The organism is Dactylosporangium salmoneum (assembly GCF_039532525.1).
GTDB lineage: Bacteria > Actinomycetota > Actinomycetes > Mycobacteriales > Micromonosporaceae > Dactylosporangium > Dactylosporangium salmoneum.
Map to the genome: position 1 here is coordinate 126539 of NZ_BAAARV010000046.1, position 15160 is coordinate 141698.

Consider the following 15160-nt stretch of genomic DNA (forward strand, 5'->3'; position numbering starts at 1 on the left):
CAGCTCCTTGCGGGGGTCATTCGGCTATCCGACCCTAGCCATCGGCGGCCAGCCGCGCAAAGCGATTTGACGACGACGCATCGGGTGTGGTGTGCATCCGCCGGTCGACGATCAGGACCAGCACCGCGGCGGCCACGGCGGCGGTCGCCAGGACGAGCCAGAACGGCACGTTGCCGCCGACGAGGAACACCGCGATCGGCGGGCCGATGGTGTTGCCGACCTGGAACACGGCCCACGCCGCGCCGGACGAGCGGCCGAGTGTGCCTTTCGGTGCGATCCGCTCGACGAGGGTGTAGAACGCGGGGCTGTAGGCGCACTCGCCCAGCGCGAACGTGACCATCATGACGAACAGGAGCGCGACCCGGGGGCCGCCGGTGAGTGCTCCCGCGGTGTAGCCCAGCAGCCAGGCGGCCGCCCACACCAGCCCCATGGTGATCAGGGCCCGCGTCTTGTGCACCCGCTCCACCCAGCGGGACACCGGCAGTTGCCCGATCAGGACCACGGCCGTGGCGACGGCGTAGAGGCCACCGATCAGCGCGGTGGAGCCGGACAGCTCGGTACGGACCATCAGCGGTACGCCGCTCTCCACCTGGGCCAGGCCGAAGGTGACCAGCAGCAGCTGCGCGACCAGCAGGAGGGCGTAGTTGAGCCCCGGCCGGAACCGGACGAGCCGGGCTCGGTGCTCCGCGGCGTCGTCCTCGGCCCGCGGCAGCGGCACGCGGACGGCGATGATCAGCGCGTACGCCGCGCAGCTGATCGCGTTCGCCGCGCACAGCCACTGGTACGTGGTGGCGGAGGCCGAGCCGAGCAGCACGCCGCCGAGCCCGGCCCCGACCCCGAGGCCGAGGTTGAGCAGCAGGTACCGCAGCGACATCGTGCGAACCTTGACCTCGTCGGTGGCGCTGAGCACGGTGATGATCGGCACCACGGCAGGCAGGAACGAGCCGGTGCCGACCCCGATGACGAGGACCGCCGCCAGCTCGGCGGCGTACCCGGACCCGACGGAGACCAGCAGCCAGCCAACGGCCTGTACCAGCAGCGCGGCGATCGCCACGACCCGCGGCGAGTACCGGTCCACGAGCCAGCCCCCGACGACCGACATCGGCACGGCCGCCCCGGCGAGGACGAGCAGCAGCAGCGCGGTCGCCCCGGTCGACAGCCCGCGGAACTGGCTGAGATAGATGGCCAGGAAGGGATAACACAACCCGGTGCCGACCGCGGACACCCCGTACCCGGCGACGAACCACCACGCCGGCGCGCCGAGCCGCCGCCTCGCCCGCTCGGGCCGATCGACGCGCATGCCATCCTCCCCGTTCGCCTACGCCTGCCCGGCCTCGGCGGCGCCTCCTAGCCTGCACGATGCGGGACCGGCGGTACAGCGCCGCAACGCACAACCGGGCAGTGTCGAACAAGATGGTGCGCGATCATCGAGACCTCGCCACTAGCCTGGAGCCGTGCGCAACGTCTCGATCGACGAGCTGGACCACCTCCCCGTCGACGTCCTCCCTATCGGCACGGACTACCCGCGCCGCGCGGGCGCCACGATGCCGGTCGCGGTGTCGCTTGCGAACCCGCTCACCCTCGCGATCATCGCGCCCGCGCTCGTCGTGTCGCTGCTGATGCGCGGCAGCGCGCCGACGGCCGCCGGCCTCGTGGGCTCGGTGGACGTGGCCGCCGCGATCGCGCTGCTGATCGGGTCCATCCCGGTCGTGGCGGTCATGCGGCGCCGTCCGCCGCGCATCCCGGACGGCGTGCACGCGTCGACCTACATCGGCCTCCTCGTCGTCGCGGGCGTCACGGTCGCGGTCACGGGCTGACGGGCGACGTCGCGGGCGAGCCACAGGGCCAGGGCCCGCGTCGCCTGTCAGGCGGTGATGGTGTACGGGTCGCCGTACACCTTCCAGGACAAGGGCACCCGCAGGTCGAGGTTGCCGGCGGCGAGGAACACGCGCTGGGCGGTGTCGACGCGGCTCGTGTCGCTGTGCGCCTCCTCGGTGCGCATCGCGGCTACCCGGGCGTCGAGGAACGCGTTGAGGTACGCGGTCTCGTCGCCGCCCTGGGCCGGGCTCTTCGCCTTGGCCAGGGCCGCCTTGCGGATGCCACCGAAGCTGCTGGCGTCGTTGCCGGGGCCGTGCATGACGAGCGCGTCGAAGTAGGCGAACTGGCCCAGGGCCCGCAGGCCGTCGGCCTTGGCCTGGGCGATCGCGGGGTTGAAGTACACCCGGTCCCGCTCGTCGTCCTGGGCCTTTCGGAACGCCGGGTCGGTCGCGGCGCTCTTCCAGTCGGCGACGAAGGCCGCACCGAGGCCCGCGTGCGAGGCGGTGCCGTTCACGCTGCGCAGCGCCGGCAGATACTTCGCCAGGACGTTGCCGGGCGCAGCCGCGGTGTAGGCCTCGACGACCTCGAGCATGTCGCCGGTGCCGGAGCAGAAGCCGACGATGCCGCCGGTGTAGCCGCGGCCGTCCCCGATGTCCTCGATGTACTGGTACTGGGCCCGCCAGTCGAGGCTGGAGTTCTCCGCGGAGGAGACGATTTGCATGGCGATGTCGGTACCGAGATCCGCCCGCGTCGCCGGCACCGGGACCGGCACCGGCGCCGATTCGGTCCGGTGGCCGAAGACCTCCAGCTCGCCGAGCGCGAGGCCCTTCGCGCCGCGCGGGGTCGCCGTCAGCCGCACGAAGCGCGCGCTGCCCTGAAGCCCGGCGATGTCGTCGGTCCTGCCGTCGCCGGTGCTGGTGGCGTACAACGGCGCCCAGGTGTTGCCGTCGGCCGAGGTCTCCAGGCGGTACACCCTGGCGAAGGCGGAACCCCAGGACAGCCGGACGCGGCTGACGGCGCTCATGGCCCCGAGGTCGACCCGCAGCCACTGCGTGCCGCGCCCGCTCGTCGTCCACCGCGTCGAGGTCTTCCCGTCGACGGCACGCGCCGCACTCCCCGCCGACGCGGCCACCGCCCGCCCCTTGGACACGACGGTGTCCGCCGCGTACGCGCTCGGCGCGCCGACCGCCACCCCCGCGACCACCGCCGCGATCCCTGCCACCGTCCACCGTGCCGCCATGCCAAACCCACCCGTCCGTCGGAAACCCGGTCGGCGTGGCCATCGGCACACCCGGACGCGCTCATGATGCCGGCAACCACCCCGCTCCTGCCTCGCGACCGGCACGGAACGGGGTGGGGCCGGATCCGGCGCGGGTCAGGGTTGCGCCGGGGCGTTCAGCAGCGCACGCCCCACCGCGGCCAGGGCGACGGCCTGGCTGACGGCCCCCGCGACCTCGAACCACTCGGTGCCGGCGACCAGGCCGGCGATGTGCAGCGGTGCCCACGCGCCCAGCGCGACAGCGACCCACGTGGCCACCGTGCGGCTGCGGAACAGCGCCACGGCCAGCAGCACCGTGCCGACGAGGTTTCCGAGGACGAAGAGCAGGAACACCCACAGCGCCGACGGGTCGGACTGGGCGTCGTCGAGCACCGCGGCGAAGCCGGCCGTCGAGCCGCCGTGGCCGGCCATGGCGAGCGTGACGAAGGTGTTCATGGCGATGCCGAAGTAGCAGATGTAGCCGCCCGCGGTGAGTGCCGCCGCGATGCCGGCGAGCCGGCGGCTGCGATCGCCGGCGAGCCGCTTGACGCCGAGGACGGCGGGCACGATGAGCAGGCTGCCGACCATCGCCGCCAGGGCGGAGAGCCGGGTCAGCCCGGGATGCGCGGCGGCGAGCGCCAGGGCGCCGGCCCCGTCGCTGTCGCTGCCGCCGTCCCGGGTGGACAAGGCGTACGCGGCGTTGGCGACGACGAATCCCCAGGGCGCGGTGAACAGTGCCGCCGCGAGCGCGGTCGCGCGGCGGGGCGTGGTGGTCGTGTGTGTTGCGGCGTCGAGCATGAGCCTCTTCCAATCGGGTTGCCCGGCCGGGGCCGGTGGCGGGTTGAGGAGGACAGCCCGGCGGGGCGGGTCGGGTTGCCCTCGCCGGGGCCCGTGGCGGGTCTAGGAGGGCAGCCCGGCGGGGCGGGCGCGGAGGGCGGGAGCCACCAGGGCGACGCACAGCAGGGTGATGACGATCCCGGCCGCGGCGGCGCCCCTGGCCGCGGCCGGCGTCGCGGCGACGAAGAACGCGGGCACGGCCGTCAGCGCGGAGAGCAGCCGGGTGACGATGACGGTGACGGCGCCGGCCCGGGATCGGTTCGGCCATGCGAGCACGACACCGGCGATGGTGCCGAGACCGAGCACGGTGCCGATCACGAGCACCGCGACGGGTGGCCCGTCGGTGCCGAGTGGCAGCGAGACGACATCGACGAGACCGAGGAGGCCGGACAGGACCAGGCCGACGGTGAGGGAGATTGACCGCTTCATGGGCACAGCGTCCGGGTCGCGGCCGCCGGATCGCATCCGTGCCAGCTCCCGGAAGATTTCCGTACTGGCACGTACTCGTGCCGCCGCGGGCGCCGCTACGGTGGGGCGATGTACGGGAAGCGGCTGATCGCGTACCTTGCCGGAGCGGCGGTGCTCGCGTTGGCCGGGTCGGGGATCTACCTGGCGGTGATCGCCCGGGACGGGGCCGCCACGGTGGAGCTGGCGGTCGGCGAGGCGCTGGGACTCTCCTCCGTCCTCCTCGGCCTGACGGTCGCCACCCGCCGCCCCCGCAACGTGGTCGGCCTGCTGCTCGTCTGCACGGGCGCCGCCTTCGTCGGGGTCGCCGTCAGCGACCTGTACCCGGCCGCCCTGGCCGTCGACCCACGCCTGCCGCTGGCGGCCGTCTACGTCGACCTCGTCCGTGGCGCCTGGATGCTGCTGTACGTGCCGCCGGCCCTGTTGTTCCTGCTCGTGCCCGAGGGCCGGGTGCCCGGACCGCGCTGGCGCTGGGTGGTGGCCGGGCTCCTGGTGGTGCCGGTGCTGTTCATCGTGGCGGCGGCCTTCGACCCGACCCCGGCGCCCCAGTATCCGGGAGTGCCCAAGGCGTTCCGCGCGTCCCCCGAGGTCCAGGGCGCCATCGAAACGTTCGCCTTCGCGTTGCTGCCGGTCTTCCTCGGCCTGCTCGTCGCGTCGCTCGCGTCGATCGTCGTGCGGTACCGCCGCACCGGCGGGGCCGTCGAGCGCGCCCAGCTCAAGTGGTTCGTGCTGGGGGCGAGCTTCCTTCCGATCACCCTCCTGCTGTGCTGGGCCAGCTATCTGGTGTTCGACCGGCCCGAGCTCGGCCTCGCCGGGCTGATCGCGACCTACCTGGCGATCCCGGCGTCGACCACGATCGCCCTGCTCAAGCACGACCTGTACGACGTCGATCGGGCGCTGAGCGCGACGGCGACCTACGCCCTCGCGACGGCGATGCTGCTGGCCTTCTACACGGCGGCGTCGTTCGTGGTCGGTCTCGGCGCGGGCCGTGACTCGCCGGTGGCCGCCGCGGCCGCGACCGCGGTCTGCGCCGCCGCGCTCGCGCCGATGCGCAACCGGCTGCAGCGCTTCGTCGACCACCGGCTCTACCCGGCCCGGGAGGCGGCCATCGCCGCGATCGAGGACCTGCGCCAGCGGACCGACGCGGGCAGCGCCCGGCCCGAGCAGCTGGAGAGCGTACTGCGCACGGCCCTGCGCGATCCGAGCCTGAGGGTCGGCTACCGGCTGCCCGGATCGGCCGCGATGCTCGACACCGCGGGACGCCCGGTGGAGCCGGACCAGGCCCCGTCCTGGCGGTCGGCCCCGGTACGGCTGGGCGGCCACGAGATCGGCGTCGTCGCGGCGGGCGGCGGGGCGAGCCGGGAGCTGCTCCGCGAGGTGGCATCGGCCAGCTCGCTGCTGGTCGAGGTCGTCCGGTTGCGGGCGGAGCTGGCCTCGGCGCTGGGAGCGGTGGAGGCCAGCCGGTCCCGGCTGCTGGCCGCGGGGTACGAGGAACGGCGCCGGCTCGAACGGGACCTCCACGACGGCGCCCAGCAACGCCTCGTCGCGCTCGGCATGAGGCTTCGGCTGGCCCAGCGTCACCTCGACGACGGCACGGTCGACGTCGACGGCCTGCTCGACCAGTCGGTGGCCGAGCTCGGCGACGCCGTCGTGGAGCTGCGGCAGATCGCGCACGGGCTGCGGCCGAGCAGTCTCGACGACGGGCTGGACCGTGCGCTCGACGCGATGGTGAGCCAGATGCCGATCCCGGTGACGCTGGACCTGCGCACGGCCGACCCGATCCCCGACGACCTGGCCACGACGGCCTACTACGTGGTCACCGAGGCGGCGACGAATGCCGTCAAGCACGCGCAGCCCACCGCGATCGGCGTCACGGTGTGCCATGACGCGGGACGGCTGACCGTCCGGGTGCGCGACGACGGCTCCGGTGGCGCGGTCGTCCGCCCGGGATCCGGCCTGGGTGGTCTCGCCGACCGGGTCGCCGCGGCCGGCGGCCGGTTGCGGGTCGTGAGCCCTGTTGCGGGAGGTACCACAGTTGAGGCGGTGCTGCCGTGCGAATCGTGATCGGTGAGGATTCCGCGCTCTTTCGCGAGGGGCTGGCGCGCCTGCTGGCCGACGCGGGGCACGAGGTGGTGGAGAAGGCCCACGACGCCCCGTCCCTGCTGCGCGCGGTCGAGCGGACCGAGCCCGAGCTGGCGATCATCGACATCCGGATGCCGCCCGACCGCACCGACGACGGCGCCCGCGCGGCTCGGCAGATCCGCACGACCCGGCCGCGCTGCGGGATCATGCTGCTCTCCCAGCACATCGAGACCCGGCACTCCGTCGAGCTCGTCACGGACGGCGGGTTCGGCTATCTGCTCAAGGACCGGGTCCTCGACGTCGACGACTTCCTCGACGCGATCCGCAGGATCGGTGCCGGCGGCTCGGCCCTCGATCCCGAGGTGGTGCGCCGGCTCGTCGGCGGACAGCGCAGCGACCGGCTGCTCGCCCCGCTCACCGAACGCGAACGCGACGTGCTGGCCCTCATGGCCGAGGGCCTGACCAACATCGGCATCGCTCGCCGGCTCTGGCTCACCGACCGCACGGTCGAGGCGCACGTCAGCTCGATCATGAACAAGCTGGGACTGCCCACGTCGGAGGAGGGCCACCGGCGGGTGCTGGCGGTGCTCGCGTACCTCAACCAACCCGGCACCACAACGCCCGCGCCATGACCACGGCCGCCGCGGCACCGGTGCGATCAGGGTGATGTGCTCGAGTCGTACGTCGTTCGGGCGGCGTCGATGTCGCCGATGTGCCGCTCGGCCCATGCGGTCACCGCCGCCATGACCGGGAGCAGGCTCTCGCCGAGCGGCGTGAGCCGGTATTCCACGCGAGGTGGCACCGAGCCGGTTGCCGACCGCGCCACCAAGCCGTCACGTTCCAGCCCGCGCAGCGTCTGCGTGAGCATCTTCTGGGTGACGCCTGCGACCGTGCGGGACAGTTCGCCGTGGCGGCGCGGCCCGTCCGCGAGTTCCTTCAGGATCAGGCTGACCCAGCGGTCACCCAACCGGTCCAGCACGCGGTGCGTCGGGCATGCGGCCATCGACATCAGGTACGCCGAACGCGCACCAGCCCGGCGTTCGGCAGTTCCACCGGTTGCCATCGGATCCTCCAGGCACCTCAAAGTGCGTACTGCCGGCGAGACAGCCTCCAGCCTATCGTCGCGACATGAGCGTGATCGGAATCCTCGGCGCCGGCAACGTGGCGCGCGCACTGGCCCCGGCATTGGCCGCCGCCGGACACGACGTCGTCGTCGGCGCCCGCGACCGCCTGGAGTCCACGGCCGCCTCGGCGGAGATTGTCGTCAACGCGCTGCCCGGTGCGGTGTCCGTCGAGGTGCTCGGGCGGCTGCGCCCGGCGTTGACCGGCAAGGTGCTCGTCGACGTCGCCAACGCCGTGGAGCAGGGTCCGGACGGCTTCGCGTCTCGCCTGCTCTACCCCAACCTCGCGGAAGCGCTGCAAAGCACCCTGCCCGAGACCCACGTGGTCAAGGCGCTGAACACGGTGGGACCGGCACCGCTGATGGTCGATCCGGCCAGCGTGGCGGTACCGCCGTCGACCTTCCTCTGCGGTGACGACACCGGCGCCAAACAGGCGGTGGCTGGGCTGCTCACCGACCTTGGCTGGGCGCCGCAGTGGGTTATCGACCTCGGCGGCGTCGCGAACGCTTGGTGGCCCGAGTCCTTCGCGCTCATGGTCCAACCGCTGATCGCCGCGGTGGGACCGGTCCCATTCGCACTGGCGATCGCACGTTGAGTCCAAAGCGATGGCCGCCACGCCGGTGGCGGCCATCGTCAACGCCGGCTACCTAGGGGAAGAAGACATCGCGTTCGCGTTCCCCGCCGCGCCACTCGGGTGTGATCCTGCGCAGGTGCTCCGTGGCGAGGAAGGCCAGCCGGAGGTCAGCGGGTAGCCCCTCGTACGGCGAGACCTGCGACGCGTGCGCGGCGATCGCCCGTTCCCGCTCGGTCAGGTGCTTCCCGGTGTCCACGACCGTGGTGATGAGCTCCTCCGGGGTACCGGGCACGTCTCCCTCGAGGTGCTGCGAGGTCGGGTGTTCCCGGGCGATGTGTTCGAGCCAGCGGCGCATGAGGGCCTGCGGCAGGCACTGCAGGTACACCCGGGCCACCTGCCACCGGCTCTGCGCGACCGCGGCGAGCGTCGCGTCCCGGATCCGCGCGTGGTCCCGGTGCCCGTCGCCGGCGTCGAGGGTGACGACCACGTGCGGCCGGAAGTCCTCGAGACGTTCCCGGACCCGGTCGCGCACGTCGGCGAACTCGGCGCCGACCAGCGTTTCGGGCCCGGCCGGGCCGGACATGCCGGAATCAGCGAAGTCGAGCAGGTCCACCCTGGACACCTGCAGCAGGCCGGCCGCGGCGCGCAGCTCCCGTTCACGTACGGCCGGGAGCCGCTCGTTGGTGATGCCGCTGCCGGGCGCGGGCTCGCCGGCCTCCCCGCGCGTCGCGCAGCACACCGCGGTCGTGGCGCCCGCGGCCGCCGCGTGCAGCAGCAGCGATCCGCAGCCGAACGTCTCGTCGTCGGGGTGGGCCACCACGACCATCAGCCGCTGTGGCCCGTCCCCGCTGGTCATCGCAGCGTGCACAGGAAGTCCTCGATGGCGTCGGCGACCTCGCCGGGAACCTCGAACGCGGGGAAGTGACTGCGGGCCGCGAGGCGGTGCACGCGGAACCACGGGTGCTCGGCGGCGTACGCCTGCTGCGCGGCGAGCACGGCGTCGTCGGCCGGCTGCGCGTACAGGTGCAGCGTCGGGCAGGGCGCGTCGAGTCGCTCCAGCGCGGCCAGCGGGGTGCCTTCGGCGGCGAACGCCGCGGAGATCTCCCGGCCGGCGCGCCGCCAGTGGCGGAAGCCGTACTCGGCCATGCCGGCAATGTAGCGGTGCAGGGGTGCCACGTCGATGCCGGTCGTCCACATGGCGAACAGTCCGGACCGGACCTGCTCCCACGCCTGCTGCTGTTGCAGGGCGGCGAGCGCGTCGAGGAATCCGGGCGGCGGACCGAGCACCATCCAGTCGAGCAGGACGATCCCCGGCACCCGGTCGGCGCCGAGGCGCCGGCGCAACTCGATCGCCGCCCAGCCGGCGTGCGAGAGCCCGACCGGCACCACCTGCTGGATGCCGGCCCGCTCGATCACGGCGATCGCGTCCTGCACCACCTCCGTGAGACCGAAGTCGGCCTCGGTGCGTTCGGACGCGCCGTGGTCGCGCAGGTCCAGGGAGATCGCCCGGCGGTGCCGGGAGGAAAGCGGCAGCAACGGGTCGAAGACGGTGCGGTCGCCGCACCAGCCGGGCAGGTACAGCAGCGCTGGTCCGCCGGTGCCGAGGTCGTCGTAGGCGACGCGGAGCGGGTGCAAATCGGCTGTCATGATGTTCCCCTCCAGATACTGCCAAGTGCAGTATTTCCAAGGGCGAGTAGACGCTGCCCTGGGCAGTATGTCAAGGTGACTGTCATGTCTGGGACCAGAACGACCACCTCGTACGCGCTGCTCGGCCTGCTCGCGGTGCGGGACTGGACGACGTACGAGCTCGCCAAGCAGGTCAAACGCAGCCTCAACTGGTTCTGGCCCCGCGCCGAGCGCAAGCTGTACGACGAGCCGAAGCGGCTGGTCGAGCAGGGCCTGGCGACGGCGACCAGAGAGCAGACGGGCCAGCGGGGAAGAACCGTCTACCGCATCACCCCCGACGGGCGCGCGGCCCTCGGCGAGTGGCTGGGCGAGCCGCCGGCGCCGCGGACCGTCGAGTTCGAGGGCATGGTGAAGGTCTTCTTCGCCGACTCCGGGTCACCCGAGCAACTGCTCGCCACGCTGGACCGCATCGAGGAGGAGGCGGCCGGCCGCCTCGCCGAACTGGCGGAGATGGCCGCGACGCGACCGGTGCCGTTCCCGCAGCGGGCCCACCTGAGCGCCATCGGGCTGCGGTTGCAGTACGAGCAGGAGGACGCGGTGCTGCGCTGGGCCCGCTGGGCCAGGAAGCAGGTCATGCAGTGGAACAGCACCACGGACCCGGGGGCCTGGGACACCACCGCCGTACTCCAGGACCTGGCGCAGCGAAGGCGCTAGCTCACGGGGGCCGCTACCGGGAACGACAAATTCGCCCAAAAGGTGTATTCCGCCGATACGATCTTCACAACTCATCTCCGAGGCGTGAGGAGCCATCATGGCGAACCACCGGGACACTGTCTCCTTCGACGTCGAGGGCGGCCCCCTCACCGCGATCACGGCCGGCCCCGCCCACGCCGGCGGGAAACCACTGGTCGCGGCGGTGCACGGCGGGACGTACACGGCCGAGTACTTCGATGTCGACGGTTCCGGGTCCGGCACGTTCATGGACGTCTTCTCCGCCGCCGGCTATCCGGTCGTCAGCTTCAACCGGCCCGGCTACGGCGGCAGTCTCGTGCTGGAGCCGGCCGAGAACACGTTTCCCCGGCACGCACTGCTGCTCGCCGACGCCATCGGGCAGGCCGCGCGGCGCGCGTCGACCGACCGCGTGTTCCTGGTCGGCCACTCGATCGGCGGCATGATCTCGCTGATGATCACCGCGGGCGAACTGGACTTCCGGCTCGTGGGCGCGTCAGTCACCGGGATGGGCGCCGTCATCCGCGCGGACGGCGCCGCGCACGCGCTGGCGTCGCTACCGGAGGAGGCGACCGTCGATCTGCCGTACGACCAGCGGGACCAGGTGATGTTCGGTCCGCCGCACACCTACACCGAGGTGGGGGTCAAGGCGGCGCACGAGGCGTACGCGCCCACACCCGTGCGTGACCTCGTGCAGGCACCGCGCTGGGCGGACGAGCACCTGCCCGGCCTGGCACCGCGGGTGCGGGTGCCTGTGCACAACGCACTCGCCGAGTTCGACGCGCTGTGGGACAGCACGCCGGCCAACGTCGGGAAGTTCGCCGGCATGCTCACGAACGCGCCGGTCGTCAACGCGGGCATCGCCCGGGACACCGGCCACAGCCTGGACCACCACATCCTCGGCCACGCGCTGTTCCTGCGCCAGTTGGCCTTCGCCGAGGAGTGCATGCTCTGGCATCGCCAGGAGCTGTCGAGGTAGTCGCGGTCCCGGCGCCGGCACCTCAGCTTTCCCTGCCGGCTGCCGATGCGTTCCGATGACGGGCGTCGGCTGGCAGGTCGCGGTCGTAGTTGGTGACGACGCGGAGAAGCGGAGTATCCGATGAAATGGCGTCTTCAAGGCGGCGACGACGCGGCGGGTGTGGCGATGGCCCAGCTCGGGCTGCGCAACGTTCTCGACGCGGCCCCCGGCGGGCTCATCCTCCTCGACCCCCAAGGCAAGGTGCACTACCGCAACCGGGCCGCGATGGACAACGCCGAGCGGATCATCACCCGCGCCGGTGGGCGCCGCGAGGACGTGCTCGAGCTGTTGCGGACGCAGACGGTGCGGGTCATGCGCGAGGCGCGCACGTTTCCGCACGTCGCCGCCGTGCCGATGGACGCGGGCGCCCGGCGCATCGTCGTGCAGATCAAGGTCAACCAGCTGGAGGGCTGGTACCTGCTGGACGCCCTGGACGTGACCGACCGCTACGACAACGAGCAGCTCCTGGTCGGGACGGTGCAGGCGCTGACCGAGGCCAGCGGAGGGCTGGCCTCGCTCAGCGCCCAACTGGGCGATGACGCCGCGCGGGTCACGGCACAGGCCGATACCGTCGCGAGCGGCTCGGAGGAGCTGACGACGAGCATCCGGGAGATCTCCGCCAGCACGTCGACCGCGGTAGGCAGCATCAACGACGCGGTCCGCACGGCCCGCGCAGCGGCCGAGACGATCGCCAAGCTCGCCGAGTCCAGCGCCCGGATCGGCACGGTCAGCAAACTGATCAGCGGCATCGCCGCGCAGACGAACCTCCTTGCGCTCAACGCCACCATCGAAGCGGCCCGTGCCGGCGAACTGGGCAAGGGGTTCGCGGTGGTCGCCGGCGAGGTGAAGGACCTGGCGCAGCGCACCGGCGAGGCGACCGAGCAGATCGGCGACATGATCGGCGAGATCCAGGCGCACAGCGAGCACACCACGGTGTCGATCCAGAGCATCGTGGAGCTGATCAACCAGATGCAGGATCAGCAGACCACGATCGCCAGCGCGGTCGAGGAGCAGACCGCCACGGCCAGCGAGATCAGCCGCAGCGTGGTCGAGGTGGTCTCCACCGCGCAGTCGACCGAGCGCGCCCTGGTGCACCTGCGCGAGCTCGGCACCGCCGTGGCCGCGAAGGCCGACGACCTGCGCCAGCATCAGGCCGAGCAGTCGATCCTCGCCACGACCTCGCGCTGACCGGGCGCGATACCGCCGGGCCTCATCGCCCGATGTCGCCGCCTGCCTCCAGCCAGCCGAGCAGCTCGGCGTAGAACGCGTCCACCTGGTCGGGGCGGTCGTCGCCGAGGAGGTCGTCGCGCACCGGGTAGCCTCGCCGCTGCAGGTAGTGCGCGATGAGCGCGTACGACGGGCGCAGTTTCGCGATGTCCTCCGGATCGACCGTGATGACGCCGCCCGGGATGGCCGGAGTCAGCGTGTCGCGTTCGTAGACGGCGTCCAGCGACTCCACACCCCACCGGCCGTCCCGGCGGGTCAGGCGGTAGTTCAACCGCGTGTAGGACACCAGGTGCGCCGGCACGCCGTCGTAGTCGATCTGGAACTCGACCGTCGTGGAAACCTCCGCGTGGGCCCGGTCGCCACGCACGTGGACAACCGGTGCGGCGACACGATGCACGGACCGGTCGCCCCGGCCGCTCATCTGTGCCGAGCGGGTCACGAAGTCCGGCCCGGACCCGGTGAACCAGCTCAGCTGCACGATGGAGTCGGGCCAGAACGCCCGCCGCATCTGATCCCACCAGCCGCGATCCCGGCCCTGCCGCTCGTCCAGGATGAGCTGGCTGATCTCGGCAACATCACACATGTTCGACACCTCGCCACAGCCGACACGGGGACTCGAGCACACCCGCGATCTCATTCTGGACACGCGATCCGACGATGTCCCCCATTTGCCGGAAACAAGGTGAAATGCGGCAATCCCTCCACTAGCCTGACACCCTCCGTCGCAATACCGACAGTCACGGGCGTGCAACCTCGGCGCTGCGCAGACTCGCCGGCTATGAGATTGACCCGAATCCTCGTCGTCGCGGTCACCGTTGCGGCGACAGTGGCGATCGCTCCCCAGGCCGCGTTCGCCATTCCCTCCGGCGCTGGGTGGTCCGGCTCCTGGAAGTACACCGGCGGCACCAGCGTGCAGGTCATGCTGGACGTGCCGGGGGCCAAGCTGGTGGCGAACGGCTGGGACGCGCTTGGGACCCGCGCCTTCGCCCTGAACATCACCGACACCGTGGCCGACGGCAAGTGCGCCTACGTCAGGTGGACCGCGGCCGCCACCACCGAGCACTGGGCCTGCGGCAGCGGCACCACCGTGCAGGTCAGCGGCCTGCCAACCTCGACCAACGCCATCACCGCCGTCCTGTGCCGCGACTCCACCGCCCACAACAACAAGACCAACTGCAACGTCATCGACGTCCCCTCGTCGTACACCGACGAGTTCATCCGCACCGAGGGCAACGGCGCGCGCTGGAAGTACTACAACGCCAGCGAGCACTACGACGGCGGCGAGGACTGGGGCGCCTGGATCACCATCGGAGACGCCGACTTCGACTACTTCGGCTGGGACGACACGCCGGAGGGGCAGCGCTGGATCCGGTCCTGGGTGTCAGTCTTCAAGCCCGCCTGCGCTTCGGGCATCCTGCTCAACGCCACCCCGGCGTCGAGCCTGTCCTACTGCGTGCAGTACAACTTCATCGACAACCTGCCGGTCACGAACATCACCGGTACGGCGTGGGGCCGGGGCTGCACCTGGGCCATCGACAGCCGCAGCCCCAATCCGCCCAAGCACTGCATCACGGTCCGCGTCCCCGAACCCAGCTGACCCTTATCCGTCGCCCTGAGGTATTTCGGGCTCAGGGCTCGAGTTGATCTCTATTCGCGTTGCTGCGAAACGGTTGGAGCCCGGCGCCGGCACGACTGGCTACGTCTGCCATCGTCGCCCGGCACCGGGTTTCCACGGTGGAAACCCGGCACCGGGTTTCCACCATCAATGTGGGTCAGCGGAACCACCGGCGGCGTGGTTTGACAGGCCGAGCGCCCGGGTCCAGGCCGAGTGCGGTGGCGTAGGCGATGATGCTGTCCTCGGCGCCGTTCGAGAAGCGTTTCATCACCCGCTGGACGGGCCAGATGCGCCTGCGGTCCGGCAGCACGAGCGCAACGTTGACCTCGGCGGCGGGATCGTCGTCATCGCCCAACCAGGTCCCGCCCGCGTGACGGCGGACCACCTCGCCGACGTAGGCGCCCACAGCGAACACCCGCGCGCCCAACTGCTGCGCGAGCAGGCCGTCCGGGCGCGGCCGGCCGTCCGGGGCCTCGACCTCGAAGAATCGCTCGATCTCCCATAGCGAGCCCGGCGAGAAGTCGGCCCGGTAGCCGGACTCCGCCAACGCCGCCGCAACCCAGTCAGCGGCCCCGCGCACGTCGTCGACAATGCCCACGGTCATGATCGTGGCACACGCATAGTCCCCGCTCGCCGGCATCCGCCGACGTCGCGATTCGCGCGCAAGGCAGCGTGAGCCCCCTGCGCCTTGCAGCATGTGGAAGCGCATTGCGCATGATGCACGCGGCCGCATCACCCCAGACGCCGCGGCATGCGCCCGCACCCGACGAGGCCCGTTGCAGTGCAATCT

At 71.9% G+C, this 15160-nt stretch carries 17 protein-coding genes; 8 read left to right on the top strand and 9 right to left on the bottom strand.

Annotated elements, in window-relative coordinates; translation table 11 throughout:
- Window positions 1-34 precede the first annotated feature (34 nt).
- Window positions 35-1300, bottom strand: a complete 1266-nt coding sequence (locus tag ABD352_RS26625; RefSeq protein WP_344615215.1) for an MFS transporter — start codon at window positions 1298-1300, stop codon at window positions 35-37.
- A 154-nt stretch (window positions 1301-1454) separates the two neighbouring features.
- Here ABD352_RS26625 and ABD352_RS26630 point away from each other — a divergent pair, with 154 nt between their 5' ends.
- Entirely contained in the window at window positions 1455-1817 is a 363-nt protein-coding gene (locus ABD352_RS26630; RefSeq protein ID WP_344615216.1) for a hypothetical protein, read from the top strand.
- A gap of 47 nt (window positions 1818-1864) precedes the next feature.
- Here ABD352_RS26630 and ABD352_RS26635 read toward each other — a convergent pair whose 3' ends face one another.
- From ABD352_RS26635 to ABD352_RS26645, 3 genes are all read right to left on the bottom strand, one after another.
- Window positions 1865-3040, bottom strand: a complete 1176-nt coding sequence (locus tag ABD352_RS26635; protein ID WP_344615217.1) for a chitosanase — start codon at window positions 3038-3040, stop codon at window positions 1865-1867.
- 153 nt (window positions 3041-3193) lie between these two features.
- Window positions 3194-3874, bottom strand: a complete 681-nt coding sequence (locus ABD352_RS26640; RefSeq protein WP_344615218.1) for a hypothetical protein — start codon at window positions 3872-3874, stop codon at window positions 3194-3196.
- A 102-nt stretch (window positions 3875-3976) separates the two neighbouring features.
- Complete coding sequence (locus tag ABD352_RS26645) at window positions 3977-4342, bottom strand: hypothetical protein (RefSeq protein ID WP_344615219.1); 366 nt, start codon at window positions 4340-4342, stop codon at window positions 3977-3979.
- 108 nt (window positions 4343-4450) lie between these two features.
- Here ABD352_RS26645 and ABD352_RS26650 point away from each other — a divergent pair, with 108 nt between their 5' ends.
- A complete protein-coding gene (locus ABD352_RS26650; protein ID WP_344615220.1) occupies window positions 4451-6442 on the top strand; it encodes a sensor histidine kinase in 1992 nt (663 codons plus the stop codon).
- The gene (locus tag ABD352_RS26655) at window positions 6439-7092 is read left to right on the top strand and encodes a response regulator transcription factor (RefSeq protein WP_344615221.1); all 654 of its coding nucleotides are present in this window, start codon (window positions 6439-6441) and stop codon (window positions 7090-7092) included. Before ABD352_RS26650 ends, ABD352_RS26655 begins: the two co-directional genes overlap by 4 nt.
- 26 nt (window positions 7093-7118) lie before the next feature.
- On the opposite strand, the gene ABD352_RS26660 is transcribed toward ABD352_RS26655, so the two are convergent.
- Window positions 7119-7439 carry a winged helix-turn-helix transcriptional regulator gene (locus ABD352_RS26660; RefSeq protein ID WP_344615222.1) on the bottom strand — a complete coding sequence of 107 codons (321 nt, stop codon included), beginning with the start codon at window positions 7437-7439 and terminating at the stop codon, window positions 7119-7121.
- 149 nt (window positions 7440-7588) lie between these two features.
- On the opposite strand from ABD352_RS26660, the gene ABD352_RS26665 reads away from it, so the two are divergent.
- Window positions 7589-8176, top strand: coding sequence for an NADPH-dependent F420 reductase (locus ABD352_RS26665; protein WP_344615223.1), 588 nt, complete (start codon window positions 7589-7591; stop codon window positions 8174-8176).
- A gap of 52 nt (window positions 8177-8228) precedes the next feature.
- On the opposite strand, the gene ABD352_RS26670 is transcribed toward ABD352_RS26665, so the two are convergent.
- A complete protein-coding gene (locus ABD352_RS26670) occupies window positions 8229-9023 on the bottom strand; it encodes a PIG-L deacetylase family protein (protein WP_344615224.1) in 795 nt (264 codons plus the stop codon).
- Window positions 9008-9802: an alpha/beta fold hydrolase gene (locus ABD352_RS26675; RefSeq protein WP_344615225.1), complete on the bottom strand. Its 795-nt coding sequence runs from the start codon at window positions 9800-9802 to the stop codon at window positions 9008-9010. The genes ABD352_RS26670 and ABD352_RS26675 overlap by 16 nt, the downstream gene beginning before the upstream one ends.
- A gap of 84 nt (window positions 9803-9886) precedes the next feature.
- Between ABD352_RS26675 and ABD352_RS26680 the strand changes: the two genes are divergently transcribed.
- The 3 genes from ABD352_RS26680 (at window position 9887) to ABD352_RS26690 (ending at window position 12716) form a co-directional block, all read left to right on the top strand.
- Window positions 9887-10495, top strand: a complete 609-nt coding sequence (locus ABD352_RS26680; RefSeq protein ID WP_344615226.1) for a PadR family transcriptional regulator — start codon at window positions 9887-9889, stop codon at window positions 10493-10495.
- A 97-nt stretch (window positions 10496-10592) separates the two neighbouring features.
- Window positions 10593-11489 (top strand): alpha/beta fold hydrolase, encoded by an 897-nt coding sequence (locus tag ABD352_RS26685; protein ID WP_344615227.1) that lies wholly within the window; start codon window positions 10593-10595, stop codon window positions 11487-11489.
- 120 nt (window positions 11490-11609) lie between these two features.
- Window positions 11610-12716, top strand: a complete 1107-nt coding sequence (locus ABD352_RS26690) for a methyl-accepting chemotaxis protein (RefSeq protein ID WP_344615228.1) — start codon at window positions 11610-11612, stop codon at window positions 12714-12716.
- A 22-nt stretch (window positions 12717-12738) separates the two neighbouring features.
- On the opposite strand, the gene ABD352_RS26695 is transcribed toward ABD352_RS26690, so the two are convergent.
- On the bottom strand, window positions 12739-13338 hold the full coding sequence (locus ABD352_RS26695) for a nuclear transport factor 2 family protein (RefSeq protein WP_344615229.1): 600 nt from the start codon (window positions 13336-13338) through the stop codon (window positions 12739-12741).
- 195 nt (window positions 13339-13533) lie between these two features.
- On the opposite strand from ABD352_RS26695, the gene ABD352_RS26700 reads away from it, so the two are divergent.
- A complete protein-coding gene (locus ABD352_RS26700; RefSeq protein WP_344615230.1) occupies window positions 13534-14352 on the top strand; it encodes a hypothetical protein in 819 nt (272 codons plus the stop codon).
- A gap of 175 nt (window positions 14353-14527) precedes the next feature.
- Here the strand turns inward: ABD352_RS26700 and ABD352_RS26705 are convergent, their stop codons facing one another.
- Window positions 14528-14968: a hypothetical protein gene (locus ABD352_RS26705; RefSeq protein ID WP_344615231.1), complete on the bottom strand. Its 441-nt coding sequence runs from the start codon at window positions 14966-14968 to the stop codon at window positions 14528-14530.
- Between the last annotated feature and the right edge of the window lie 192 nt (window positions 14969-15160).

What these genes read in the sequence shown, in the direction of transcription:
- ABD352_RS26625 (WP_344615215.1), bottom strand. Translation starts at nt 1,300, where the DNA reads ATGCGCGTCGATCGGCCCGAGCGGGCGAGGCGGCGGCTCGGCGCGCCG.
- ABD352_RS26640 (WP_344615218.1), bottom strand. Translation starts at nt 3,874, where the DNA reads ATGCTCGACGCCGCAACACACACGACCACCACGCCCCGCCGCGCGACC.
- ABD352_RS26645 (WP_344615219.1), bottom strand. Translation starts at nt 4,342, where the DNA reads ATGAAGCGGTCAATCTCCCTCACCGTCGGCCTGGTCCTGTCCGGCCTC.
- ABD352_RS26650 (WP_344615220.1), top strand. Translation starts at nt 4,451, where the DNA reads ATGTACGGGAAGCGGCTGATCGCGTACCTTGCCGGAGCGGCGGTGCTC.
- ABD352_RS26665 (WP_344615223.1), top strand. Translation starts at nt 7,589, where the DNA reads ATGAGCGTGATCGGAATCCTCGGCGCCGGCAACGTGGCGCGCGCACTG.
- ABD352_RS26675 (WP_344615225.1), bottom strand. Translation starts at nt 9,802, where the DNA reads ATGACAGCCGATTTGCACCCGCTCCGCGTCGCCTACGACGACCTCGGC.
- ABD352_RS26680 (WP_344615226.1), top strand. Translation starts at nt 9,887, where the DNA reads ATGTCTGGGACCAGAACGACCACCTCGTACGCGCTGCTCGGCCTGCTC.
- ABD352_RS26685 (WP_344615227.1), top strand. Translation starts at nt 10,593, where the DNA reads ATGGCGAACCACCGGGACACTGTCTCCTTCGACGTCGAGGGCGGCCCC.
- ABD352_RS26690 (WP_344615228.1), top strand. Translation starts at nt 11,610, where the DNA reads ATGAAATGGCGTCTTCAAGGCGGCGACGACGCGGCGGGTGTGGCGATG.
- ABD352_RS26695 (WP_344615229.1), bottom strand. Translation starts at nt 13,338, where the DNA reads ATGTGTGATGTTGCCGAGATCAGCCAGCTCATCCTGGACGAGCGGCAG.
- ABD352_RS26700 (WP_344615230.1), top strand. Translation starts at nt 13,534, where the DNA reads ATGAGATTGACCCGAATCCTCGTCGTCGCGGTCACCGTTGCGGCGACA.